18 protein-coding genes are annotated in these 23,642 nt (G+C 55.1%); 3 read left to right on the top strand and 15 right to left on the bottom strand.

All coding sequences use genetic code 11. From position 1 onward, the window contains the following. Window positions 1–61: 61 nt before the first annotated feature. Window positions 62–952, bottom strand: a complete 891-nt coding sequence (locus tag HRQ63_RS01715) for a LysR family transcriptional regulator (RefSeq protein WP_172238201.1) — start codon at window positions 950–952, stop codon at window positions 62–64. Window positions 953–1,112: 160 nt separating this feature from the next. Between HRQ63_RS01715 and HRQ63_RS01710 the strand changes: the two genes are divergently transcribed. Continuing rightward, on the top strand, window positions 1,113–2,072 hold the full coding sequence (locus HRQ63_RS01710; protein ID WP_172238198.1) for a DMT family transporter: 960 nt from the start codon (window positions 1,113–1,115) through the stop codon (window positions 2,070–2,072). Between the two features lie 87 nt (window positions 2,073–2,159). Here the strand turns inward: HRQ63_RS01710 and HRQ63_RS01705 are convergent, their stop codons facing one another. Then, the gene (locus HRQ63_RS01705) at window positions 2,160–2,753 is read right to left on the bottom strand and encodes a GNAT family N-acetyltransferase (RefSeq protein ID WP_172238195.1); all 594 of its coding nucleotides are present in this window, start codon (window positions 2,751–2,753) and stop codon (window positions 2,160–2,162) included. A 108-nt stretch (window positions 2,754–2,861) separates the two neighbouring features. Between HRQ63_RS01705 and HRQ63_RS01700 the strand changes: the two genes are divergently transcribed. Continuing rightward, window positions 2,862–4,061 (top strand): acyltransferase, encoded by a 1,200-nt coding sequence (locus HRQ63_RS01700; RefSeq protein WP_172238192.1) that lies wholly within the window; start codon window positions 2,862–2,864, stop codon window positions 4,059–4,061. A gap of 24 nt (window positions 4,062–4,085) precedes the next feature. Here the strand turns inward: HRQ63_RS01700 and HRQ63_RS01695 are convergent, their stop codons facing one another. From HRQ63_RS01695 to dapA, 10 genes are all read right to left on the bottom strand, one after another. Beyond that, window positions 4,086–6,359, bottom strand: coding sequence for a glycoside hydrolase family 95 protein (locus HRQ63_RS01695; protein WP_172238189.1), 2,274 nt, complete (start codon window positions 6,357–6,359; stop codon window positions 4,086–4,088). A gap of 80 nt (window positions 6,360–6,439) precedes the next feature. Continuing rightward, a complete protein-coding gene (locus HRQ63_RS01690) occupies window positions 6,440–8,848 on the bottom strand; it encodes a glycoside hydrolase family 31 protein (protein ID WP_229714036.1) in 2,409 nt (802 codons plus the stop codon). Between the two features lie 47 nt (window positions 8,849–8,895). Continuing rightward, window positions 8,896–9,624 carry a response regulator transcription factor gene (locus HRQ63_RS01685; RefSeq protein WP_172238186.1) on the bottom strand — a complete coding sequence of 243 codons (729 nt, stop codon included), beginning with the start codon at window positions 9,622–9,624 and terminating at the stop codon, window positions 8,896–8,898. Continuing rightward, window positions 9,621–11,357, bottom strand: a complete 1,737-nt coding sequence (locus tag HRQ63_RS01680; protein ID WP_216673833.1) for a sensor histidine kinase — start codon at window positions 11,355–11,357, stop codon at window positions 9,621–9,623. Before HRQ63_RS01680 ends, HRQ63_RS01685 begins: the two co-directional genes overlap by 4 nt. A 114-nt stretch (window positions 11,358–11,471) precedes the next feature. Next, on the bottom strand, window positions 11,472–13,037 hold the full coding sequence (locus HRQ63_RS01675; RefSeq protein WP_172238180.1) for an extracellular solute-binding protein: 1,566 nt from the start codon (window positions 13,035–13,037) through the stop codon (window positions 11,472–11,474). 96 nt (window positions 13,038–13,133) lie between these two features. Then, entirely contained in the window at window positions 13,134–14,015 is an 882-nt protein-coding gene (locus tag HRQ63_RS01670) for a carbohydrate ABC transporter permease (protein WP_172238177.1), read from the bottom strand. Between the two features lie 15 nt (window positions 14,016–14,030). Then, a complete protein-coding gene (locus tag HRQ63_RS01665) occupies window positions 14,031–15,014 on the bottom strand; it encodes an ABC transporter permease (RefSeq protein ID WP_172238174.1) in 984 nt (327 codons plus the stop codon). Between the two features lie 148 nt (window positions 15,015–15,162). Continuing rightward, a complete protein-coding gene (locus tag HRQ63_RS01660; RefSeq protein WP_308809899.1) occupies window positions 15,163–16,335 on the bottom strand; it encodes a family 43 glycosylhydrolase in 1,173 nt (390 codons plus the stop codon). Then, window positions 16,254–16,577, bottom strand: a complete 324-nt coding sequence (locus HRQ63_RS26245; RefSeq protein WP_308809898.1) for a glycoside hydrolase family protein — start codon at window positions 16,575–16,577, stop codon at window positions 16,254–16,256. The genes HRQ63_RS01660 and HRQ63_RS26245 overlap by 82 nt, the downstream gene beginning before the upstream one ends. A gap of 216 nt (window positions 16,578–16,793) precedes the next feature. Then, window positions 16,794–17,693, bottom strand: coding sequence for a 4-hydroxy-tetrahydrodipicolinate synthase (gene dapA, locus HRQ63_RS01655; RefSeq protein ID WP_172238171.1), 900 nt, complete (start codon window positions 17,691–17,693; stop codon window positions 16,794–16,796). Window positions 17,694–17,818: 125 nt separating this feature from the next. Between dapA and HRQ63_RS01650 the strand changes: the two genes are divergently transcribed. Next, the gene (locus HRQ63_RS01650; RefSeq protein ID WP_172238168.1) at window positions 17,819–18,730 is read left to right on the top strand and encodes a LysR family transcriptional regulator; all 912 of its coding nucleotides are present in this window, start codon (window positions 17,819–17,821) and stop codon (window positions 18,728–18,730) included. Between the two features lie 278 nt (window positions 18,731–19,008). On the opposite strand, the gene HRQ63_RS01645 is transcribed toward HRQ63_RS01650, so the two are convergent. The 3 genes from HRQ63_RS01645 to HRQ63_RS01635 all read right to left on the bottom strand — a co-directional run bounded on the left by HRQ63_RS01645 (window position 19,009) and on the right by HRQ63_RS01635 (window position 23,608). Further along, window positions 19,009–21,372 (bottom strand): sensor histidine kinase, encoded by a 2,364-nt coding sequence (locus HRQ63_RS01645; protein WP_172238165.1) that lies wholly within the window; start codon window positions 21,370–21,372, stop codon window positions 19,009–19,011. Continuing rightward, the gene (locus HRQ63_RS01640; protein ID WP_172238162.1) at window positions 21,359–22,060 is read right to left on the bottom strand and encodes a response regulator transcription factor; all 702 of its coding nucleotides are present in this window, start codon (window positions 22,058–22,060) and stop codon (window positions 21,359–21,361) included. The genes HRQ63_RS01645 and HRQ63_RS01640 overlap by 14 nt, the downstream gene beginning before the upstream one ends. A gap of 582 nt (window positions 22,061–22,642) precedes the next feature. Further along, a complete protein-coding gene (locus HRQ63_RS01635) occupies window positions 22,643–23,608 on the bottom strand; it encodes a GGDEF domain-containing protein (protein ID WP_172238159.1) in 966 nt (321 codons plus the stop codon). Window positions 23,609–23,642: the final 34 nt, after the last annotated feature.

The raw sequence follows: 23,642 nt of genomic DNA, 5'->3' as shown, positions 1-23,642 counted from the left end.
TCTTTCAATTTAACCATTTCGCCCTGCCTGCCCCGGGTTCCTCCTTTTCCGAAAAAAGACCTTACTTTGTCGCTTCGGCCTGACGGAATGACGGATAGTCGGCGACGTGTTCCAGAAATTTGCGCAGCGCCGGCGACGCGTGTTCGCTGCTTTTGAGACAAATGCCGAGCTTGCGGTAAGCCGGGATGCTGAGTTCTTTTTGCACGACGCGGTAAGGGGTGCGGTTCAATACCAGCTCCGGCAAAATGCTGATTCCGAGCCCGCTCTCGACCATCGAAATAATGGCGTAGTCGTCCCTTGCGGTAAAACGCACTTTGGGATGAATGCCGTGCAGATTGAAAATTTCCGTGATCTCGTTGACCGTTCCTTCTTCCAAAAGAAGAAACGATTCGTCGCCGAGCGCTTCGATCGGAAAACGTTCTTCGCCCGCCAGCGGATGATTTTCCGGCAAAATGACGAGCAGCCGATCCTGCGCCAGAAAGCGGCTTTCGAAATCCGATCGAACAGGCAGGCGCTGGAAGCCGCAGTCGGCCTGCCCCGTGTCCAGCCAATTCTCGATATCCGTGTAATGCCCGTGCAGCAGCTCGAAATCAACGCCCGGATGCTCCTGTTGAAACGTCTGGATCAGCCCCGGAAGCCAATTCACGGCGGCGCTGGTAAAGGTGGCTAGACGGATCAATCCGGAACGCAGCCCTCGCAGGTTCGCCGTCTCGTCGATCAGCTCCCGATGCGCCTGTACCATGTTGCGAATATAGGGAAGCAGACGCTGTCCGTCGGAGGTGAGACGGATGCCGGAACGGTCGCGGATCAGCAGCGTCAGACGCCATTCCTTCTCCATCGCGTTCAACATATGGCTGATGCTCGATTGGGTATATCCCAGCGCGGCCGCGGCTTTGGTCAAGCTGCCGGTCTCGAGCGTTTTGAGAAAAGCTTCGTATCTGTGGGTGGACATCTTGCGCCTCTTTCCATCATTAAAATTGTTCATGTTAAGCATGAAAAACATTCGCTTTTCTCATGCTTTTCTCCAACTTATACTGGGAAAGGCGAAATTGCAACGGATTTTTATGCAGCTTTTGCATCGACCTTACGACCGAAAGAGGATGACAAGAAAAATGGAACTGCGCATGACGAAAAGAACAGCCGATATCGCGATCGCGCTGGTTTCGGCGGGCTGGGGCTCGTCCTATTTATTGATGAAAATGGGAATGGAGGGCATGGAACCTTTTACCCTGCTCGCTTGGCGATTTTTGCTGGCCTTCGCGCTGACGCTCCCGTTATTCTGGCGGCGCGTTCGCTTGGCTGATTTGAAGACCGTCGGGCAAAGCGCCCTGCTCGGCTTCGTCATGTTTATCATGTTGAGCCTGCTGATTACGGGCCTGAAGACAACAACCGCTTCGACGGCCGGATTTTTAACCAGCGCCATGGTCGTATTCGTGCCGATTCTTCAGTTTGCGATCACCAAACGCAAACCAAGCCTCGCCATGACCGGCGGAATCGTGCTGACGATGGGCGGAATCGCCATGCTGACGCTCCGGCACTCGTTATCTTTCGAGAGCGGATCGCTGCTGTGCCTGCTGGGGGCTTTCGTGTACGCGGTACATATCCTGATGACCAACCGCTTTACGAAACGTTCCGACGGACTGACCCTCGGCGTGCTTCAGATCGGATTCATCGGATTATTCGGCCTGGTTTTCGGCTTCCTGTTCGAAACGCCGACGATTCCGCAAGGCGCTTCCCAGTGGACTTCGGTCATCGGGCTTGCCGTCATTTGCAGCGCATTCGGCTTCATCATGCAGACGGTTGCGCAAAAATATACAACACCCGAACGAATCGGCGTATTGTTTTCGCTGGAGCCGGTCTTCGCCGGGTTGTTCGGATTCGTTTTCCTGGGCGAAATACTGGGCATTCAAGGTTACGTCGGCGCTCTGCTGATTCTGGGCGGCGTGCTGGTATCGGGGATGAAACAAGCACCCGCCCGTTCCATTCCGCGTCCGCCGAGAATTCCCGGACGTTCTCGCCGTTCCGCGGAGCGCGTACGCGCAGTGGAAGCGGAGAGCGGAACCGGAGCATAAGAAACGCAGTCGAAATTTTTTATATCCCGATCACAGAAAAAGCCGCTGTTATCGTCTTGGGACGAAGCCAGCGGCTTTTTCATAACTTCATTTCCCGGTGCTCCGGACATAATCCGAGCGCAGCATCCCGTACACTTTCGTATCGATATACTCGCCTTCATAACGGAAGTCTTCGCGCTTCACGCCTTCGAGCACGAATCCGCTTTTGATATAGACGCGTTCGGCTCTCGGATTGAAGCCGTACACTTCCAGCCATACGCGGTGCAGACCCAACGTCTCGAACCCGTATTGCAAAAACAACCCGATCGCTTCCGTTCCCAATCCTTTTCCTTGCCCGTCCGAGCCGATCAATATCCGAAAGCTGACATTGCCCGAATATTCTTCGTACTCGTTGAACACGGCTTCGCCGACCACCGTTCCGCTGCCTTGATCCACGATAGCCAGATCCAGCCGATCGGTCTGCGCGCTGCGGCCCGCATACCAATCCTTGATCTGCTGCTCCTGTTCCGCAGTACGCGCACGTCGCGCTTCCTCGTCGTTATGTACGGATCCGGTCAATCGCTGGACGTCGACCTCCGACAAAATGTCCAGCATCCGTTCGCCGTCTGCCGCTTCGAACGGGCGCAGCAGTACCTTTTCTCCGGTCAATACCGGTTTTTTCGCAAAGTCGATCGAATTCATGTTTAACTTGTTCTCCTTTTTCGTTTATAATTGTAGCCGGCTTGGTTCTGAAACCCGCCTACTGATTTATTATAAATGAAGAAACGCTGCGGAAGGAGTTATTTCGTTATGTCTCAACTTACCGGGGCGGCCGTCCAAAAGTCTCCGCGCGCTTCCCTTCAACGGGTGGACGAGTGGGGCTTGCTGCGCGGCTTGTCGTTTTTTGCTATCGTGATGCAGCATAGTCTGGGAGAATTCATATATCGCGCCGATATCCTGTATCCCGACGCCGCGGCGATCGCGATGCTGTATCATTTGATTCGCTACGGCACGCTAACGTTCGTTTTTCTCGCCGGGGCGATCCTTTTTTATCAGTATGGACGGAACGATCGGCGTTACGCTCCGGTGTTAACCAAAAGAATCGGGGATATCTATGTCCCGTTCGCTTTTTGGACCGTGCTGTATTGGATATTGACCAAAATATTGTCCAAACAACCGCTGTTCGCATCGGGCGACTGGCCTGCTTTTCTCCAACAATTTATCGCGCCCACTTACGGCTATCATCTGTGGTTTGTCGTGATGATCTTCCAATTCTATCTGTTCTTTCCGCTTTTTCGCTCCGCCGCTTCCGGTATCGGCCGATGGACCGGGTCCGGAAATGACGAGCGCGCGAAATTCGGAAGAATCGGGTTGTTGATTGTGCTGCTGGCGATCGCCTACGGCTGGCTTATGTACCTTTCCTACTATCGGATGCCGGAATGGCAGACGTCGGGACTTTGGAAAACGCTGCTCGATTACCGGACCTACGAGTTCCCTTATTACGCTTTCTACTTCGTGCTCGGCGGCATTTGCGGGACTTATCTGGAAAAATGGCGCGCATTCGTGCTTAAAATGCTGCCGTGGAGCACGCTTGCTTTTATCGGAATGTACCTGTGGATGAACCTCGACATGCTGCGCAGCTCGGGCGAGCAGATCAATCTCAACTACTCCACCTACCTCAAGCCGAGCAGCTTCGTCGCCGTCACCGTTCAGATCCTGATGTTGTACGGCTGGGTGCTTCTGCTGCAAAAACAAGGAGGGTGGTGGAAAAAACTGCTCGCCCTCTGCGGCAAATATTCGTTCGGCGCGTATTTGAGCCATGCGATGCTGCTGACCGGAATTGCCGTAATCACCCGCGATTGGCTGTTCCCCGGCTGGCATCTGCTTGTCTCGGTGCTGACGGCTTTGATCGTTGCTTCGACCGCCCTGCTGCTCTGCGCGGGTCTGTCGCGTTTGCCCGGCGGCCGTTGGCTGACAGGCGGAGCCGGACGCGGCAAACGAAAAACCTAGCGGCTTGCGATCGCCGGATCGGTCTCAGGCGTCTCCGAATCTGTAGGTGACGCCCGCCGTTCCGGCGCACTCGACGGGTTCAAGGCCCGGACCGATCAGGCGGAAGGAACCTTCGGACGAGCAGCTCACCGTTACGCTCGTCAGTCTGGAGTCCGACCAGGCCATCCCGATCGTGCAGCCGCCTCTGGCCCGCAGTCCCGTCACCCGTCCGTCGCTCCATTCCGCGGGCAAAGCCGGAAGCAGTTCGATCATGCCGGCATGACTTTGCAGCAGCATTTCTGCGATGCCCGCCGTGCCGCCGAAATTGCCGTCGATCTGGAAAGGCGGATGATTGTCGAACAAATTGGGCAGCGTCGACTTCTCGAGCAGCGCCCGTACGTTCGCGTACGCGTTTTGCCCGTCGCGAAGCCTGGCCCAAAAGTTGATGATCCATGCCCGGCTCCAGCCCGTATGCCCGCCGCCGGCCGCCAATCGGCGTTCCAACGTCGTTCGGGCGGCCGCGGCCAGATCGGGCGTTCGCTCGGGATGGACGGAATCTCCCGGATACAAAGCGAACAAGTGCGAAATATGGCGGTGTCCCGGTTCGGCTTCTTCGTAATCTTCCATCCATTCCTGAATCTGTCCGTGCCTGCCGATCTTCGGGCCGGGCATTCGCGTCAACGCTTCGGATAGCTCGGCGCTAAAATCCTTATCGTCTCCGAGCATGTCCGACGCTTCGATGCAGGCTTCGAACAACGCTTCGATAATTTGAAAATCCATGCTGGCTCCCGCGCAGAGTACGCCGGACTCGCCTCCCGGCAAGATATACGCGTTTTCCGGGGAAACGGACGGACACGTAATCAGGCGGCCCTGTTCGTCTTCGATCAAATAGTCGAGGAGGAAACGGGCCGCTTCTTTCATCGTTCCGTAACGGGATTCCAGAAAACGCCGATCCCCGCCGAACCGGTAATGTTCCCAAAGATGCAGGCATAACCAAGCGGCACCGAGCGGCCAGAAGGAAGCCGACAGATACGTGTCCTGCGGAGCGGTATCCGCCCAAATATCGGTATTGTGATGCGCCGCGAATCCTTCGCATCCGTACATGACCCTGGCCGTTGCGCGTCCCGGTTCGCGCATCCGTTCGATCAGATCGAACAGCGGCTCATGGCATTCCGCAAGATTGCAGGTCTCCGCATGCCAGTAATTCATTTGCGTATTGATATTGATCGTGAATTTGCTGTCCCAAGGCGGCATGAAGCTGTCGTTCCAGATCCCTTGCAGATTCGCGGGCAGCGAACCGGGACGGCTGGACGATATCAGCAAGTATCGGCCGTATTGAAAATAATCGGCGATAAGCCCGTGATCGTCCGCTCCTGCCGCGAAACCCTTCAGCCGTTCGTCGGTCGGTTGTTCGTTTCGCGCAGGATCGCGGGACAGTTCCAATTCCACCCGCTCGTACAGCTTCCGGTAATCGGCGGTATGCCGTTCCCGAAGTTCGGAAAACGGTATTCGCGCCAGACGCTCCAAGCGGCTTTTAGCGTCCGTTTCAGGTTCGGGATGCCGAAAATCCGTTCCGGCGGCGAGCAGCAGCGTAACCGAGCGCATTCCCTCCGCGCACAAATATTCGCCGATCGTTCGGCAGGTTCCGCCTTCCGGGACCGCTCTCAATACCGCCGCGAACGTATTCCCTTCTTCGCCTCCGCAGTTTCCACGCATCGCGATTCCGTCATTGCGCCACTTCTCCGTTTTCTCCATATATCGCCAAGCTCCGCGATCGAACCTGGCTTTGAGCTTGATCCCGTCGGGATGCGCGGTCGACACGCGAATGACGATCGCTTGATCGGGGTAACTCGCGAACAGCTCGCGTTCGTATTCTTTGCCGCCGATTCGGTAACGCACGCGGCTGATTCCGTTCTCCAGATCCAACTCCCTGCGGTAATCTTCGGTCGGCTCGCGGTGCCCGTCGAAAAACAGCAGCAGATCGCCCAGCGGCAGATAATGCCGTTGGGCTTCCGGCAATCCGGCCATGGACATGGCCGCCAATTCCTCGGCTTCCTTGAGCCTGCCGGCCAAAATCAAACGGCGGACTTCAGGCAAACGAGGCAAAGCGTCTTCGTTGTTGCGATCACGCGGTCCTCCGTACCAGACGGAATCTTCGTTAAGCTGAATTTTTTCTTGGGCGATCCTGCCGAAAATCATGGCGCCCAACCTGCCGTTGCCGATCGGCAGCGCCTCGTTCCAGATCGCCGCAGGCTGCTTGTACCACAAACGGCGACCCTTCGATCTCCCGGCGCCGTGTTCGGATGCTGCGTTCGTCAAGGTCCTTCCCTCCTTCAGTCATGATGGCGCGTCATCTCAACATGCCGCATAATATCGAAACGACATGTCCTCGATTCCGCTCAAAAACGGACTTCCAAAACGTTCCCTTCATAGTGCACGGTTCTCGTTCCCGCTACGCCCGCGATCTCGACGGTAAACAACCGCGTGTCCTCCATGCCTTCGTAAGCGCCCCGGCGTTGTCCGAGCGTCAGCAGGCGGTGCGATTCGGACCACAGCAGTTCGATCTCCGCATACGCCCCCTTTTCGTAATCGTAAGTGTCCCCGGAATCGTCGTACAGCGTAAATGCGCCATCCGCGCCGGGATACACTTTCAGTCGGAGCGGCTTCTCCGACGGCTCGTCCGCGTATTGCCTGTCCGGTCCGTGAGGAACGATCGAGCCGGCCCGAACGTAAAGCGGCATCGTCTCCAAATCCGCCAGGGCCGTGATTCGTTTGCCGCCTTCGATCGCGTCGTCGTTCCAGTAATCGTACCAGACCCCTTGCGGCAGATAGACGCCGCGCGTTTTGTCCGCGACATCGAGCGGCACCGAACCCGGTCCGTTATACATGGGACGCGTGACGGGAGCGACCAAAAAAGCCGGTCCGAACATGAACTGATCCGAGATTTCATGGACCAAAGGGTCCGTCCGGTAATCGAAAGCCAGCGCGCGCAGCATCGTATCGCCGCGATGCGTGACGGCTGCGGCAAGCGAATAGATATACGGCATCAGCCGATAACGAAGCTTGAGGTACTTCTCGAGCGTATCGTAAACGGGTTCGCCGGTCGAACCGAAACGCCAGATTTCCCGAGGCGTATCCGTGCCGTGCGCGCGGAACATCGGGAGAAACGTCCCCAGCTGGAACCAGCGCGCGTAAAGCTCGCGGTAACCGGCGTCGGCCGTCCCGTCTTCGTAATCGCCGCTCCAGAACCAGAGGTCTTTCTTGTCGCGGACGAAAAAAGCCCCGATGTCCATCGTCCAATACGGCGAGCCGGTCATGCAGAAATTCAATCCGTCCGCGATCTGTTTGCGCAGCGTGTCCCAAGTGGCCGACGTATCGCCCGACCAAGTGACCGTAGCGTACCGATGCTGGCCCGCATAAGCGGAGCGCGTCAGATTGACGACCCGTTTGCCGGAATGTTCGGCGCGCTGCCCTTCGTACAGACCCCGGGAGTGCAGCAGCGAATACGCATTGATGTATTCCGGATCGAGATACCGCCGGCTTTCGGCCGTGTTGATCGCCATTCGTCGTTCCGGATCGGGTTTGACGGCTCCCGTCCAATCCGCTTCGAACGGCTCGGTGCAGTCGCACCACCAGGCGTCGACTCCGTGCCGGAACAGGCCGTCCCGGGCCTGCTTCCAATAAAGTTCGCGCGCTTCGCGGTCGAACGCGTCGTACGTGGCGCGGTTGCCCAGCAAAAATCCGCCTTCGTCCATTTCGCGATGGTTGTCGCCGCCTTCGCTCATGATCGGCCATACGGATACCATCCATTTGACGTTCATCCCGTGCAGCTTCCGCGCCAATGCTTCGGGATCGGGAAAACGTTCGGGATCGAGCGTTTTTTGTCCCCAGAGATTCCCGGTCCACGACTGCCAATCGAGCACGACGCAGTCCAACGGAAGCTTGCGCTGCCGATATTCGCGCGCGATCTCGATCAGTTCGTCGGCCGAAACGTAACGCTCTTTGGACTGGATATAACCGTATGCCCATCTCGGCAGCATCGGAACGTCCCCCGTCAGATAACGGATTCCGGCCACGATCTCGTCGAATTCCGGCCCGTACACGAAATAAAATTCCATTTCGTCGTCGAAGTCGGTCTGAATGTACGAGCCGAATTCGTCGTCGCGAAAGCTCATCGACGAACAGGAATCGACCAAAATCCCGTAACCTTTCGAAGAAAGCAATACCGGCACGACCGCTTTCAGGTTTTGCTGATACAAATATTGATGCTTGCCCCGCAGATTCAACATCCCTTCTTCATGCGAACCTAACCCGTACAATGCTTCCCCTTCCTCCCATTCGAACGCCAAACGGGTACGGAAAGCGTGTCTGTCCCACACCGATTGTCCGCCTTCGCTTTTCGCCCGCAGTCCGTCGGCCCCGTAATCGTTTTGGGTGTCGGAAGAGTCGGAATCGAACCGCGTGCGATATAGGTCGACGCGTTCCAGCGTTTTGCCTCCCTTGTCGGGTTCCCGAACCAACCATTCCCCGTCGGCATTCGCGTACCGGAACGAGCAGGTGGCTTTGTCGACATGAATCGTAAGCGCTCCCGTCGAGATCAAAAGCTTTGTCTCGTCTTCGGAAACGGTCCACCGAACGTCGATCGCGGGCCGCTCGATTACGGTCAAGCTAGGCTTGCTGCCGAAAGACTCTTCCAGCGTGTAGCGGATTCGGGCAATGGAAGACGTACGGAATCCGATATGCATCCTGCCCGCCGTCGTCTCCAGTTCCACGCCTTCCGGTCCGTTGACATGATTGATCCATTTCAAAACGGTCAGACCCCTTTGCAATAAAATCGAAGCGTTCGGCTGCCCGGCTAACCGCCGCAGCGCTCATCGTTTTTTTTGTCGCGGTAAGCGCCGGGCGTCAAGCCCGCGTACTTTTTAAACACTTTATTGAAGTAATGTTTGTTTTCGATTCCGACGCGGCGGCCGATCTCGTTGACCGACAAATGCCGATGGGTTTCCAAAAGGCTTTGGGCTTCTTTGATACGGAAAGCGTTCAAGTAATTGACGAACGTATCCCCGGTTTCTTTTTTGAACAGGCTGCTGATATAACTCGGGTGCAGCTTCATCAGGTCGGCAAGATGATCGAGGGAAAGATCGTTCATGTAATTCGCTTTGGTATAAGACAAAATGCGTTTGGCGTGCTGCTTGCCTTCTTGATCGGCATCGGAAGGCAGCAGGTCTTCGATTTTGCTCAGCAGCACCGACATTTCGATTTTGTCGATCGGTTTCAACAGATAATCCACCACGCCGTACCGGAGCGCTTGCCGGACGTATTCAAAGTCGTCGTGGCCCGTCAATACGATAAACCGTTCGCACAAACCGACTTCTTTGGCTTCTTTCATCAATTCGAAACCGCTGCGCTCCGGCATATGCAGATCGGTTACGGTCACGTCGGGCCTGTACGTTTTCATCAATTCGATAGCTTCGTAAGCATTGCCGGCCGAACGCACGTCGCTGCCCGGCGACGCCGAATCCCGGATGACTTTGACCAACCCGCGCAAAATAATCGGTTCGTCGTCCACGATCAACAGTTTCATCTCGATTCTTCCGCTCCTTTCGCAATCCGGATCGTGACGCTCGTTCCTTCTCCTTCGCGACTATCCAATACCAATTCCGACCCGGCGCCGAAAAACGATTTGACCCGCTCGCTGACATTGACAAGGCCGACGTTCTTCTCCCCGTCGCGCGAACGTCCCGCCGCTTCCTCTTCCGGGTCGGCCAGGCAGCCGCGCAGCGCTTTGAGTTTGTCCGGAGCAATCCCGTTTCCGCTGTCCGAGACGCGAATGACGGTCCGGCCTTCCTCTTCCGCCGCTTCGATCCGGATATGCACCGGCTTTAGCGTGGCGGACGCGCCGTGAACGACGCTGTTCTCGACCAGAGGCTGAAGAATGAAGCGCGGACAAAAGATGCGGCTCACGTCGATTTTCGCGTCGATCTCGTAAGTCAGGCGGTCCTGAAGGCGCATCTTGTGAATATTCAGGTAAAAAGCCACCGTCTCGATCTCCTGGGCCAGCACGGTCTGATCGCCTTCCGAAGACAGGCTGTAGCGCATCAGTTTGCCGAACCAGTACGAGATGTCCGCCACTTCGCGGTCGTCGTTGGATTCGGCCAACATGCGGATCGTTTCCAGCGTATTGTACAGAAAATGAGGCTTGATCTGCGCCTGAAGCACTTTATACGCGGCTTCTTTGTTGCGCAGTTCGGCGCGGTGCACGTTGTTGATCAACTCGTCCATCCGCTGGATCATCGCGTTATACGTATCGGTCAAAAAGCCGATCTCGTCCCTCGCGCCCGGCGCGTCCGATCCGATCGCGTACTGCCTCAGGTTGTCGTCTTTCAGGGCACGCATATGTCCGGCCAAAGCCAAAATCCGCTTGGTAATGGTGGAAGCCAGACCGTAATACAGCGCCGATAACCCGATCAACAGCGAGACGATGACGGCGACCAGTACCGTTTCCCTTTTTTTTACGGAATGAAAAACTTCGTCGACCGTTCCCGTCACGACCAGCCGCACGCCGAGTTCGTCCAGTTTCACCTGATTGACGATCGTGCTGCGTTCGACGAAAAAAAGTTCGCCGCCGCTCAACCGTTTCCGCATCGCCGCGTCCAGGCCCGCCGACGCTTCGCCCGCCCACGGTTCCCCTTGTTCGGTCAGCAAAGCCGCATGCCATTTCCCTTCGATCCCGGCGGCCTCGTAAAACCGCTTGAACAACTCTTGATTCGTCCGCAGTTCCAGCAGCCCGATCCGTTCCGTAAACTGCGCGTTATACAGGTACTGATAATAGTTGAGCTGCGGCAAAGCCCCTTCGGCGTTCCGCCGCAGCCAGACGCCCGTTCCGGCTTTCAAGCCTTCCGTTTGAGCAAGCAGCGGCGGATCGAGCGCCGAAAGATCCGCGAAATACCCGGTGATGGTAAACACGTCGGATTTCGTTTTGTAGACGGATAACGATTCGATGGCCGGGTCGGCGAAATAAGACTGCGTATACACCGGCTGGATATAACGAATGAACGCATAGACGCTGTCTCCTTCGTAGTCGTACGCCCCGTCGAGATAATCGACCAAATACGGATTGTACTGCATCATCCGGTGCACCGATTGAATGCGGGCGAAGTCGGTTCGCAGATTCGCGTAGGCCTGCTCCAATACTTTTTGCCGGCTGCCCACGAACTGATCGATCAGGTTTTTGGACGTTTGCGCGTAGTACAGATAGCCGAAACCGATTACCGGAATGAAAATAAGGAGCATGTAGCCGAGAATGATTTTTCGCATGATGCTCACGGGTTGCTTCGTTCCTCCTTGTTTCGGCCTGCCGCGGCGCTGCGCCTTTCGCTCCCGCCATCGAGAAAACCCGGCAGGGAACCGTTCCCTGCCGGCGGATTCCTTTTATTCGAACAAGCCTTTTTTCTCTTGGTAGATGCCGTTCGCCCAATCGACCAGTTCGTTCAGCCCCATCGATTCGGCCGTTTTGATCATTTGTTCGTAATTCGCGACCGCTTCTTCTTCCGACTTGGCCAAATAAATTTTGACCTTTTCGTTTTTGATCATTTCGTCGATTTTGGTTTTGGTCGTTTTTTGCTGCGAATCGGGCTGGGTCTGGATCAATCCGAGCTGCGGCTTGTAGACCGTGACTTCTTTTCTTTCCATTAAAGCTTTGGTCTTCTGGGTGCCTTCCACATAGCCTTGCAGTCCTTCCGTGACGCCGTCGTTGTACAGATACCACCATTTGATGCCGTTGGCGTTGATGAAATCGGAATCGGACGGATCGTACTTCAGGTTCGGATAACCTTTGTCGTTCCAGGTCCAATGCTCGCCTTCCACGCCGAACATCGTCAGCTTTTTCCCTTCGTCGCTCGCCAGGTATTGCAGGAATTTGATGGAGGCTTCGGGATCTTTGTTTTTCTTGGTGATGAACGTTCCCGCGAAACCGAGTCCCGTGCTGACGATCTTCGTCCGGTCCGAAAGCGCGCTCGGCAGCATCTTGAACGCATAGGACTGTCCGCTGTTCTTAAGCTTGATATTGTCCGTGTCCGCCACGCTGACCGTATGGCTGTGGGCGAACGCTTTTCCGCTCGTCGCGTACTGGTCGTCGATCTGGTCGTTGGTGTACGCGAAGTTCTCGCCCAAGATATAACCGTTTCGGTAAAGCGCATTCATGAATTTGAAAAACTCGAGCATTTCCGGCTGACGGATCGCGTAATCGACTTTGCCGTCTTTTTCGTACCAACCGTCCAGCAGCGCTTCTACGCCGAACTGCTGCAGGAAATACTGCTCCAGCCAATCTTTGTCCATGATCAGCGGAACCATATCGGGATACTTCGACTTCGCCATGCCCAATACCTTCATGAAGTCCTCGGGAGATTGAATCGCGGGGCTGCCCAGTTCTTCCATGATGTCTTCGCGCACCGCGATGCCCGGATTGCCGTCGCTGCCGATCGCGTATTTGTTTTCGGCCATCTCTTCCTGGGTCGCGAACGAATTGCGTACCGTGTAGAAGTTGCCGTCGTCCATCGTATGGATCGCGATCCGGGTCTTGTCGATTTTGAAATCCGGCGCATATTGTTCGATCAGTTCGTTCCACGGATAAGACAGTTTGGAATCGGACATGCGATCGATATTGGAATACGTGAATACCAGGTCGGGCAGGTCGCCGGACGAAATCATCAGCGGAAGCTGCTTGTCGTCCGTCGCCACCGTCACGTTCAGCTTGATGCCCGTTTTTTCGGTGATTTCGTCGGCGACCGAACCTTTCCATTCTCTTACCGGGTACCAAGGCGCATCGATAAAGATCGACAATTCCTTGACTCCGTTCGCATCGGCTTCGACTTTCGGCGCGTCTCCGGAAGCGCCTTGACTTTCTCCGCCTCCCGAACCGCACGCGGACAGCAGTGACACCGCCAGCAAGCCCGTTACCGGCAACAGCGAGAACCTTTTGCTTTTTTTTGCGCTCATCTTCAAAACCCCTCCGTTTTCGTCATCATGATGGATCAAAACGAATATCTTCATACCGCGTCGAATGTCCGGCAATTGCCCGCAGGGTTTCGAACGTCAGCCTTTGACCGAGCCGAGCATGATGCCCTGTATAAAATACTTTTGCAAAAACGGGTATACGCAGACGATCGGCGCGATGGAGATGACCATGGCCGCGACCTGAAGCGAGTAACTGGTCACGCCGGCGGACGAGCTGTTGGCCACGGCGATCGCGTCCATCGGGGCATTGCTCCGATTAATGACTTCCATCATCCGGAACGCCAGCGTGCGCAGCTCTTCCGATTGGACGAAATACGCCGAATCGAGCCAGGAGTTCCATTGACCGACTCCGACGAACAGCGCCATCGTGGCGATCAGCGGCATCGACACCGGCAGGACGATCCGGTAAAACACCACCAGCTCGCGCGCTCCGTCGATATGGGCCGATTCTTTCAATTCGCCCGGAATGTCCCGGAAAAACGAGATCGCGATCAATAGGAAAAAGGTATTCAGCAGCGACGGCACGATGTAGACCCCGAACGAGTTCAGCAGGCCGATCGAGCGCAGCACCACGTAATACGGAATCAAGCCGCCCGAGAAATACATGGCGAAAATGATGATCGTGAAATAGGCTTTATGGAACAGCAAATCGCGATGCGACAATCCGTAGGCCACCAAACAGGTGAACAGCACGCCCGATACCGTTCCGAGCACCGTTCGCGCCACCGTGACCAGAAACGCTTTGTACCATGCCGCGTCGTTCAGAAATTGGGCGTAGTTTTCCAACGTGAAACTTCGCGGCCATAGATAGACGTTCCCGAGCAGGGAATCGGTGCCTTTGTTGAAGGACAAGATCAGCACGTAATAAAACGGATACAGCATCGACAGCATGATGACGAACAACGTGACGTTGACGAACGTGTCCATGACGCGGTCTTTTTGCTTTTGATCGAGGTTCAACGGTTCTCCTCCTTTCTAGAACAGGCTCGAGCCCGAGCTCCGTTTGGCGATATAGTTGCTGGAAAAAATCAAGATGACCGAAATGACGGATTGAATCAGGTCGATGGCGGCCGCGTACGAAAACCGTCCGTCCTTGAGCCCGACTTTGAACGCATAGGTCTGCACGATCTCCGAAGTCGGGTTGTTGATGCTGTTGCCGAACAGGAAAGCTTGTTCGAAATTGGAGCCGACCATGCCGCCGCCCAGAATGCTGCCGATCGTGAGAATCAGCACGACGACGATCGTTCCTTTCATGCCGGGCAGCGTGATGTGCCGGATGCGCGCGAGGCGGCCCGCCCCGTCGATCTGCGCCGCTTCATAAAGCGAAGGATTGATTCCCGCAATGGCCGCCAGGAAAATAATCGTCCACCAACCGACCTCTTTCCATACCGCGCTGCCGACCGCCAACCCCCAGAACGAATTCGGATTCGTCAGGATGTCCAAAGGCCGGTCGATCACGCCGAGTCCGAGCAGCAGCTTATTGACCATGCCGATATCCGTGGACAGCAGCGAAAAAGCGAGTCCCACCACCACGACCCAGGAAATGAAATGCGGCAAATAGCTGATCGTTTGCACGACCCGTTTGAACCCGTTGTTTTTGACTTCGTTCAGCAGAACGGCCAACAGAATCGGAGCCGGAAACGTGAACAGCACTTTGAGCAGGCTGAGCGCGATGGTGTTTCTGACGATCATGCCGAACTGGTAATCGCGAAAAAATTCGTCGAAATGGCGAAATCCTACCCATTCGCTGGTGAAGATGCCCCGGATGCCGTCCGAAATGGAATAATCCTTGAACGCCATCAGGATGCCGAACATCGGCGTGTATGCGAAAACCAACAAAAACGCGATACCCATTCCGACGAAAACATGCAATGTTGCTTGTTTCTTAAAGCGCTTCCACAACCGCGATCCCGATTTTTCGGCGACGCCCGATCCGGTAGCTTGCGTATTCAAGTTCATGCGCTCTCCTCCCTTGCCTCAAGCTTACTACCGGAAAAAGGCCCAACATAAGCCGACATTCTTAAGAAAGCGTTATCATTTTTTAACATCGAAGGCTTTTTCCGTTAAAAAAGCTCCTTCCCCGAAGGAAAGGAGCCGGGAATTCCGTTTATTCGAGCGTGAACGAAGCAAGACTGGGACCGCCGGTGCCGACGTAGGCGAAGTACAATGCCTGCACGCCGTCCGGGATCGCGATCTCCGCTTCCGATTCGACCCACACATTCGTCGACCGCACGGGAATGCTTCCCAGAACCGGGCCGTCCCAAGACGTTTTCACCCCGAATGCGCCTTGGCAGTAGCCGCGGGTCTTGATCTTGACCTTGCGAACGTCTTCGCAGCGGAAATATTTGAATCCCGCCGTCGACGATTCGGTCATGTTGGCGATATAGCCGATCTCTTCGTCCCCGTCCCGGCCGTCCTGCGTGATTTTCGGAAAACGGGCGTCCATCCATGCGCCTTCCGGACCGAAACCGCCGGTATACATCGCGTCTTCGCGGCGGAACAGATGGCAGGCCAAATAAGCCGGATATTCGCCGCATCCTTCGAGCGGGCCGCCGTTCGGACCGCTGGTCGTGATCTCGACCTGAGGAATGCGGCCTTCGCCGTCGAACTTCACCGGCTCGAAGCAGCCTTGGCGGCAGAAGGCGGTCCCGTTCGTATGACGGTGGTAAAAGACGTGCCAACGCCCGTCGATTTCGACCAGGCTGCCGTGGTTGTTGCCGCCGTAATAGATCGGTTTGTCCGCCGGTTTGTAAGTTCCCACATGCAGGTCGCAGTTGCTGACGATTACGCCGCCGTACGTAAAATCGCGGGTCGGATGCAAGCTGGTGGCGTAACACAATTCGTGCATGGATATCGACGAATAGATCAAATAATAGATTTCGCCCCGTTTACGGATAGACGGCGCCTCGAAAAATTCGTATCCTTCGAATCCGCTGCCTTCGCTGTAAGGCTGGCTGGGCAGCACGAATTTCGGTTCTTCGAGAATCGTCAGCATATCCGTCCCGAGTACCGTGGCCATCGCTCCGTGCCTGGACTTGTCTCCCGCGGAACAAAATCCGGTATACAGATAAGTTCGATCTCCTTCCGTTAGGACGCCGGGGTCGAATTGGGGTTCGTCTCCTTCCCGCTCGCCCAACCGGATGCCGGCAGAATCCCGCACGTATCCGTAAAACGCATACCGGCCTCCCGGCGTATCGCTCACCGCAACCGACACGACCGGCACTTTGTCCAAAACGTAATACAGATAATAACGACCGTGACGTCGGGAGCGTACAAACACATCTTTCCGTCCGGATCGAGCGGGTCGTCGGTACTCCGATAAATCACGCCTTCGCAGCGCCAATCGGTCAAATCGTTTTCCGGAGCCGACCAGCACACGTAATCGTTCAAGCAAAATACGTGACCGTTGAAGCGGTCGTGCGAACCGTAGACGTACACGCGACCTTCAAAAACGTACGGCTCCCCGTCGGGAACATACTCCCAAGAAGGAAGATACGGATTGAATCCTTGCTTGTTGGCCATTTTCTTTCATCCTCGTCTGTATGGAATCGCCGAGAGCGCATTAAGTAAGCGCTTTCCGCATTCAAAGAATAAAGACAGGCTCTCCCGCCTGTCAATGGAAAATTTGTAAACGTACGTCTTTTCGCTCAATCCTCCGCACCGCAAACAGGGCGTCAAGCCTTCATGAAACCATGAAAGTTTGACGCCCTGTTCGAACGTTCCGGCCGATATCTTTTTTTACAAAGTCAACGCGTCTCCCGGCAATACGCCGATCCCGCGCAGTTTGCCGCGCAGTTCTTCGCCGATCTCGACCATCGGAAGCCGGAGCGTGCCGTGCGCGATCTGACCCGCTTCCGCAAGCAGCCACTTGACCGGCGCCGGATTCGGTTCTTCGAACATCAAGTTCATCAGCGGAATCAATTTTTCGAACGCCGTGCGCGCTTCTTCCGGTCTTCCCGAGCGGAAACGACGGTATACCGTCAAAAGATCTTCGGCGCAAACATGTGCCGACACAAGCATCCCTCCGGCCGCGCCCGCCTCCATGAATTCCAGCAGCCGGGTATCGTCGCCGCACAGGACCGGCTTGCGATGACCGGAAGCTTGCAAAGCGTCGATCAGTTCGGTGCTGCCCGAGCAGTCTTTGAGCCCGGTGATGCCGTCGATCTCCAAAATCGTCCGTACCGTGTCCGTTTCCATCCGAACGCCCGTACGAGCCGGAATCTCGTAGGCGATGACCGGAAGGCCGACTTCGGCAATCTTGCGAAAATGCGCCACGATCCCCTGCTGGGAAGGCTTATTGTAGTAGGGAACAACGGCCAACACGGCATCGGCACCCAGTTTGCCGGCAAGCTCTGTCTTTTGGACCGAGGACCGGGTATCGTTCGTACCGGTTCCGAGAACGAGCGGAACATTCGCGGCTCCGATCGCGGATTTGGCGGCGGCGGACAGCAGGCTTAATTCCTCGCAGGTTACGGTCGGCGACTCGCCGGTCGTGCCGTTCACGACCAAACCGTTGATCCCCTGCGAAACAAGCGACGCGGACAGCTTGTGGAACGATTCCAAATCAAGCTCTCCTCCCGGCAAAAACGGAGTGACGACGGGCACGTAGATACCATGTAGCTGTTGTTCGGTTAACATTGGGTTTCCTCCCAGCAGACTTTTGTTAGCTCTACTGTATCATGGAAAAATCGATCAGCGTTAGCTATAATAAATGATACATCACATCAAAGTTTTTGATGATTCGACAAAAAGGAGCATGTTTCATGGAACTGACTTACCTCCGCACCTTCCGGGAAGTCGCTCGGCGTCAAAGCTTCACGAAGGCTGCCGAAGAGCTCGGCTACGCCCAATCCAGCGTAACGATGCAGATGCAGAAGCTGGAACGCGAATACGGCGTGGCGTTGTTCGAACGCTTCGGCCGCCAGCTTCGCCTGACCCCTCCCGGCGAGGCGCTGCTGAAGCTGGCCGTGCAAATGTTGGAGCTGTACGACGAATCCAAAGAAGCGATCGGCAATCAGCTCGACGGAGCCGTCACGATCGGTACCATCGATTCGCTCGCCGCCTACTATCTGCCTCCGTATCTGCAAAAGCTTCGGCTCAAGCATCCCGGAATCGGAATTCAAATGCTGCCCGACAGCGAAAGCAATCTGGTGAACAAGCTCAAGGAAGGCGAATATGATCTGGCACTGCTGCTCGACCGCAAGCCTGCCGACCCTTCGCTCCGCTGCATCGTCATCCGCGAAGAACCGTTGGTGCTGGTCGCGCCGCCGGGCCATGCGTTGACGGTCGAAGAAACCATTCGCCTGAACGATCTGAACGGCTGCGAGCTGATCGTCTCGGAAGGAAGCTGCCTGTACCGAAGCACCTTCGAAAAGGTTCTGCGCGAACATGAAGTCAGCTACCGCATCGGGTTCGAATTAGGTAGCCTTGAGGCGATCAAGCACTGCGTCATGAACGGCCTGGGCATCGCTTTGCTGCCGCAAATCGCGGTCGAGGAAGAAATTCAGCGCGGAACGCTTGCGAGCATTCCGTTCGAACATCCGGATTTGAAATTCCATCTTCAACTGCTGCTGCACCCGAAAAAGTGGATGTCGCAGATGCTGCTCACGTTGATCGGACTGATGACGGACGAAGATGCCGAGCAGGTGAACCGACGCTTGAGCGAAGCGCTTTGAGCTGTTTGTTTTGAATGAAAAAACGCCCTGTTTTAAGGGCGTCAGGCTGGCGCAAAAGTCAGCTCGACGCAGGAAGCGAGCCGACTCCGAGAAAAATTCGTTCCGGTCGCGTGTTGAAATTGAGAAAAGGATTAAATTTTTAGCAGAATTTTCTCAATTTCAAAGGCGATCACTATCGTTCCTTCACTGAATTTCTCTCTCCGCCGTCTCACTTCCAGTTTCGTCGGACTTTCTAGACACGTTGACGCCCTGTTTAAGGGCGTTTTTTTCATCAAAAATCAATCGGAAACATCGTCTGTCTCTAAAGAGCGCTTCGGCATCGGCCAGCGAATGACCGCTTTGAACAAGTCGCCGTCAAGCTGAAGATCGAATGTCCCGCCTTGCAGCTCGACCAGGCTTTTTACGATCGCAAGGCCCAGACCCGAACCTTCCGTATGACGGGAGCGATCGCCTCGAACGAAACGTTCCGTGATCTCGTCGGCTTTGAAATCCAGTTCGGCGGCGGACACGTTTTTGAACGAAACGACGACTTCATGCTCCAGCTCCGTCAACTCGATATGGGCGCGGGATCCCGGTGCTGCATATTTGGCGATGTTCAGGTACAGATTTTCGAATACGCGGAACGCCTTTTCGCTGTCCAACGGTACAATCACTTTGTGATCCGGCAGACGGAATCGCAACTGAACGCCTGCTTCAGTTAACTTGTCTTCCAATTCAATATGCGCCTGCTTCAGCAGCTCCGCCAAATCAACGCTGACGGGCGCGATTTCCGTATTGCCGCTGGATGCCCGGGTATACTCGAACAAATCTTCGATCAGCCGGCTCAAGCGTTGAGACTTTCCGCTTAATACCTCGATATAAGCCTTGCGGTCTTCTTCCGTGAGATCCGCCTGCTGGAGCAAATTGACGTACGTCAGGATCGCCGTCACAGGAGTCTTCAAATCATGCGAGACGTTGGTTACCAGTTCGCTTTTGCTTCGCTGGCTTTTCGTTTCTTCGTCGACCGCATGCTTGAAGCCTTCGCGAACTTTTTGCAGTTCTTGCTTCATCGGATCGAACATTCCCATGCGACCGTCGATTTCGATGCCTAGGTCGCCTTGCGCCATAGCGCGGACAGAATCGAAAAGACGATCGTAATCCTGACGCAGCCGGTCTTTTTGCTTTTTGAATAAATAAAGCAGAACCAGCAAATACACAGCCAACGGAATCAGCGCGTAAAACCATATCCATACGGCCGACGACACGATCGCGGCCAGCATCAAGAAATGCGTTGCCGTCAGCTTGATTAACGAACGGTCGCTTCGGTCAGCCGGGTCGAAGGCATGCAGCCAGTTAAAGCCGCGCACCGATAAGCTCCCTTGCGCCAACGTCGATCCGAATCCTCGACGCAAAGCCATCATCAAAAACCACGCCGATCCGCACCAGAAAATCAAAGTCCATATCCATGCGCAGATCGCCAGCGTGATCGGAACGATGCTTTCCGCCGATCGAAAAGCTTCTGCGGCCGCGTAAGAATATCTGGCAAATTCGATATAGAAAAGGACAGGGAGCACGGCTCCGAACAACCAAAACTCCAAAGGCAAGCGCGGCATGGCAAGGTTTGAAAAGCGCGCGTCCGCCTCTTGGCTTTCAAGTAACCGGCCGTCTTTGCGCGGAGCGCGCAACTTTCTCTCCAGCGGCAGCAAACCGATCAGAATCGCGCAGCCCAGCGCCAAAAGCGCTACCTGCCTGAAGCCGGCTTCCTCCATCGCATAACCGTGATAAGAATCGAGACTCGATAAAGAAGAATGGGAACCGCGCGGCAGCGCGTAAACCATCGTGAATTCGGACGGAGCTTCGATCCGCTTGATATAAGGTTCGATTGCGGAAAGTTGCTGCATGGCAGGTTCGACCCTGCCAAGTCCCGATACGAAATCTTGACGGTTCAGTTGATTCACCGTCATCCGGTCTTTCCAACTGTCCGGAAGTCCATACCAAACGGGTATGCTCATCGCTCCGTTCCGATCAAAACGAATTACGGCATAAAACGCGTAATCTTCGGACATCTTCGTTTTCAATTCAGCATTGTAAACGGTATCCAAAACCCCTAACCAGTCGGAGCCGTTAATGAGCTGCTGTCCGGTTGGTTCATGTTTCGCCATGTACTGCATATCCGATAAGGCGGTGCCTCCGCCCATCATTTTGGACTGCCAACCCGTAACCAGCGTATCGAACCGATTTTTGAAGCTTTCGGGAATCGGCGCTCCCGAAGGATAAGGATTGTAAGTGTTCCAACCGCCCGGCAGCAGGATATCGGCGGGCACGACGCCGACCGCTTGATCTTTTCGCCAATTTTGCTGCGCAAGCGTAAAAGGCAGCACGTAGTTGGCTTTTTGCATATATTCGATCCAGTCTCTCGGCTCGTTCAGGTTCAGCGAAATATCGGACGTTTCTTGCCGCGTCCAATCCGCTGCCCGGTATTGCATGGACGGATACTGCAGGATCACGAACGCGACGACGATTCCGAGCAGGACCGATCGAATGAGCCAAGGACGCACCGAAGGAAATTTCATTTTCGGTTTCGTTTTTGTCTTTTTCTCCGGCTCGGACGCTTTTGTTTCGGCTTCCAGCTTTTCCGACAGCGGCGTTTTATTGTTTTTCAATTTTATACCCGACCCCCCATACGACTTTCAAATACTTCGGATCTTTAGGATTGATTTCGATTTTCTCGCGGATATTGCGGATATGCACCATGATCGTCTCGGTCGAGACGGCGCGGTCGTTCCATACCCGTTCATAAATCTCTTCCGCCGGGAAAACGCGACCCGGATGCCGGATCAGCAGGTTCAGTATTTTGAATTCCAACGGCGTAAGCCGGATCGGCACATCGTCCACGCAAACCGTAACGGTTTCTTCGTCCAACTCCAACCCGCCGACCGTATAATGACCCGCTTTCGCTTCGCGCGTAGACAGCACGGACAGATACCTCGAATACCGCCGCAGCTGGGAGTTCACCCGGGCCAATAATTCCATCGGGGCAAAAGGCTTGGCGACATAATCGTCCCCGCCGATGTTAAGCCCCGCGATTTTGTCGATCTCTTCGGACTTGGCGCTGAGGAAAATGACCGGAAAATCATACTTCTCCCGCAAACGCATCGTCATCGCGATTCCGTCCATCCTCGGCATCATGACATCGACGACGGCCAGATGGACTTCTTCGCGTTCCAGCTGCTCTAATCCCTCTACGCCGTCCGCCGCTTGCAGCACTTCATATCCCTGCGTGCGCAGGTAGATGCATACCCCCTCCAAAATTTCTTTGTCGTCTTCCACTACCAATATCCGATACGTCATAAAGACTCCTTTCTTCCGCGCGATCCCTCTTGCTTGCTTATGTATGATTCCCTCGAACGCCAAAACCTTCCTGTTCGATTATGCCTTTTGACGGCAGGAAGCGCAATCGGAAGACTCGAGAATCAAGCAGCTTCGGCAAGGCGATATTCGCTCTTCGCCTTTTTATCGTACGTCGGGCTTCTTAATGAACGCAGGGTGAAAAACGAAAGAAATTCGAAAGAAAACGAAAGAACGAAAAAAAGCCGCTCCATGGTCAAATCGGGCGGGGAGGATTTGTTTGAGCGTGGTGGCGATGCGGGGGAAGTTGCCAGCATATGCTTCCGAAGTGCATTTCTTCGAAATGCTTCACAAGACGCTGTCTCACCCGGAAAGTTGAATTAAATTTGAGCAAGGAATCTTTCCGGGTTCAAAGGCGTCTTTCACTGAATTTCCCCCTCCGCCGGGTCGCTTGGGACAAGATCTTGTTTAGGGTAAAAAGGCAAGGGATTGGTCGAAGCGTTTTAAAACGTATCGTTTTTTATTCGTTCGACATAATAGAAGCTCAAAAACACATGAGGGGAGGTTCATAGAGCCATGGAGCGTTTATAGACCGACCTGGGCTGCGGTTTGGCCGTCGGCGAAGACGATGCTGCCTTGGACGGATTTGCAGCGTTTTTTGATGCGGGCGGATTCTTCGACGACTTCGTCGATGGTGTCGTAGCGGCGGCTTCGGTTGGTGACGACCGCGATAGAAAGGGAGACGAGAGGGATGAGTCCGCGGCTGCCGAAGCGGTTTTCGCCGGTTATGGAACCACGCATTAGGTCTTCGCTGCGGTAAAAGTCGCGTTTCAACTTTTCGAACTCGTCGACGGCGCGACTGCATGCTTCTTCGTAGTCATGGCTATGCAGAATCGCCACGTAGTCGTCGCCGCCGATATGACCGAAGAAGCCGTCCTGTTGACCGAAAATCCCGCTTAGAATGTTCGCTGTCGCTTGAAGGAGCAGGTCCCCTTGTTTGAATCCGTAACCGTCGTTATAGGACTTGAATTGATCGAGATCGATATAGAGCACGCTGAACTTTTCCAAGCCGAGCGTCTGGTTCAGGCGATCTTCGATGATCCGGTTGCCGGGAAGTCCGGTCAGCGGGTTCATGAAGGTGGCGATTTGAGTCCGTACATCGGCGACGGAAAGCAGCAAATGCCGCACGCTCACCGCTCCGCGCAAGCTTCCTCCGCCGCTGACCAGTACCAGATCATACAGCTCTTGCTCCGGACGATTCATCGCTTGAATACTCACATCCGTGATCAACTCGGCTTCGTCCACCATGAGCGGACGAGAGTTCGACATGACGCCGACCGGACGATTCATAAACAGGGTAAATCCGTATCTTGTACCGATTTGCTGATAGAACTGGACTCGCATCATCAATGCCGTCGTCCCGTCGTCGCAGGCGATCGCCAAGCCTTCGAGCTTCGGGTTTTGTTTGAATAAGTCATCTACCGCTTCGCACTTCGCGCGTTCGTCGACGACCGGAATCGTTTCCGCAATCTCTCCGATTTTTGTAAGCAACCGCTGCGTCCCCTCTCTTTTCTTTATTCGGAAA

Origin of the sequence: Saccharibacillus endophyticus (assembly GCF_013185185.1) — a bacterium.
Lineage (GTDB): Bacteria > Bacillota > Bacilli > Paenibacillales > Paenibacillaceae > Saccharibacillus > Saccharibacillus endophyticus.
Note: the sequence above shows the minus strand (reverse complement) of the source record. Positions and strands in the feature narration are given on the sequence as shown.

Coding starts and splice junctions, on each gene's coding strand:
- HRQ63_RS01715 (WP_172238201.1), bottom strand. CDS start 952: ATGTCCACCCACAGATACGAAGCTTTTCTCAAAACGCTCGAGACCGGC.
- HRQ63_RS01710 (WP_172238198.1), top strand. CDS start 1,113: ATGGAACTGCGCATGACGAAAAGAACAGCCGATATCGCGATCGCGCTG.
- HRQ63_RS01705 (WP_172238195.1), bottom strand. CDS start 2,753: ATGAATTCGATCGACTTTGCGAAAAAACCGGTATTGACCGGAGAAAAG.
- HRQ63_RS01700 (WP_172238192.1), top strand. CDS start 2,862: ATGTCTCAACTTACCGGGGCGGCCGTCCAAAAGTCTCCGCGCGCTTCC.
- HRQ63_RS01685 (WP_172238186.1), bottom strand. CDS start 9,624: ATGAAACTGTTGATCGTGGACGACGAACCGATTATTTTGCGCGGGTTG.
- HRQ63_RS01680 (WP_216673833.1), bottom strand. CDS start 11,357: ATGCGAAAAATCATTCTCGGCTACATGCTCCTTATTTTCATTCCGGTA.
- HRQ63_RS01675 (WP_172238180.1), bottom strand. CDS start 13,037: ATGAGCGCAAAAAAAAGCAAAAGGTTCTCGCTGTTGCCGGTAACGGGC.
- HRQ63_RS01665 (WP_172238174.1), bottom strand. CDS start 15,014: ATGAACTTGAATACGCAAGCTACCGGATCGGGCGTCGCCGAAAAATCG.
- HRQ63_RS26245 (WP_308809898.1), bottom strand. CDS start 16,577: ATGGCCAACAAGCAAGGATTCAATCCGTATCTTCCTTCTTGGGAGTAT.
- dapA (WP_172238171.1), bottom strand. CDS start 17,693: ATGTTAACCGAACAACAGCTACATGGTATCTACGTGCCCGTCGTCACT.
- HRQ63_RS01650 (WP_172238168.1), top strand. CDS start 17,819: ATGGAACTGACTTACCTCCGCACCTTCCGGGAAGTCGCTCGGCGTCAA.
- HRQ63_RS01640 (WP_172238162.1), bottom strand. CDS start 22,060: ATGACGTATCGGATATTGGTAGTGGAAGACGACAAAGAAATTTTGGAG.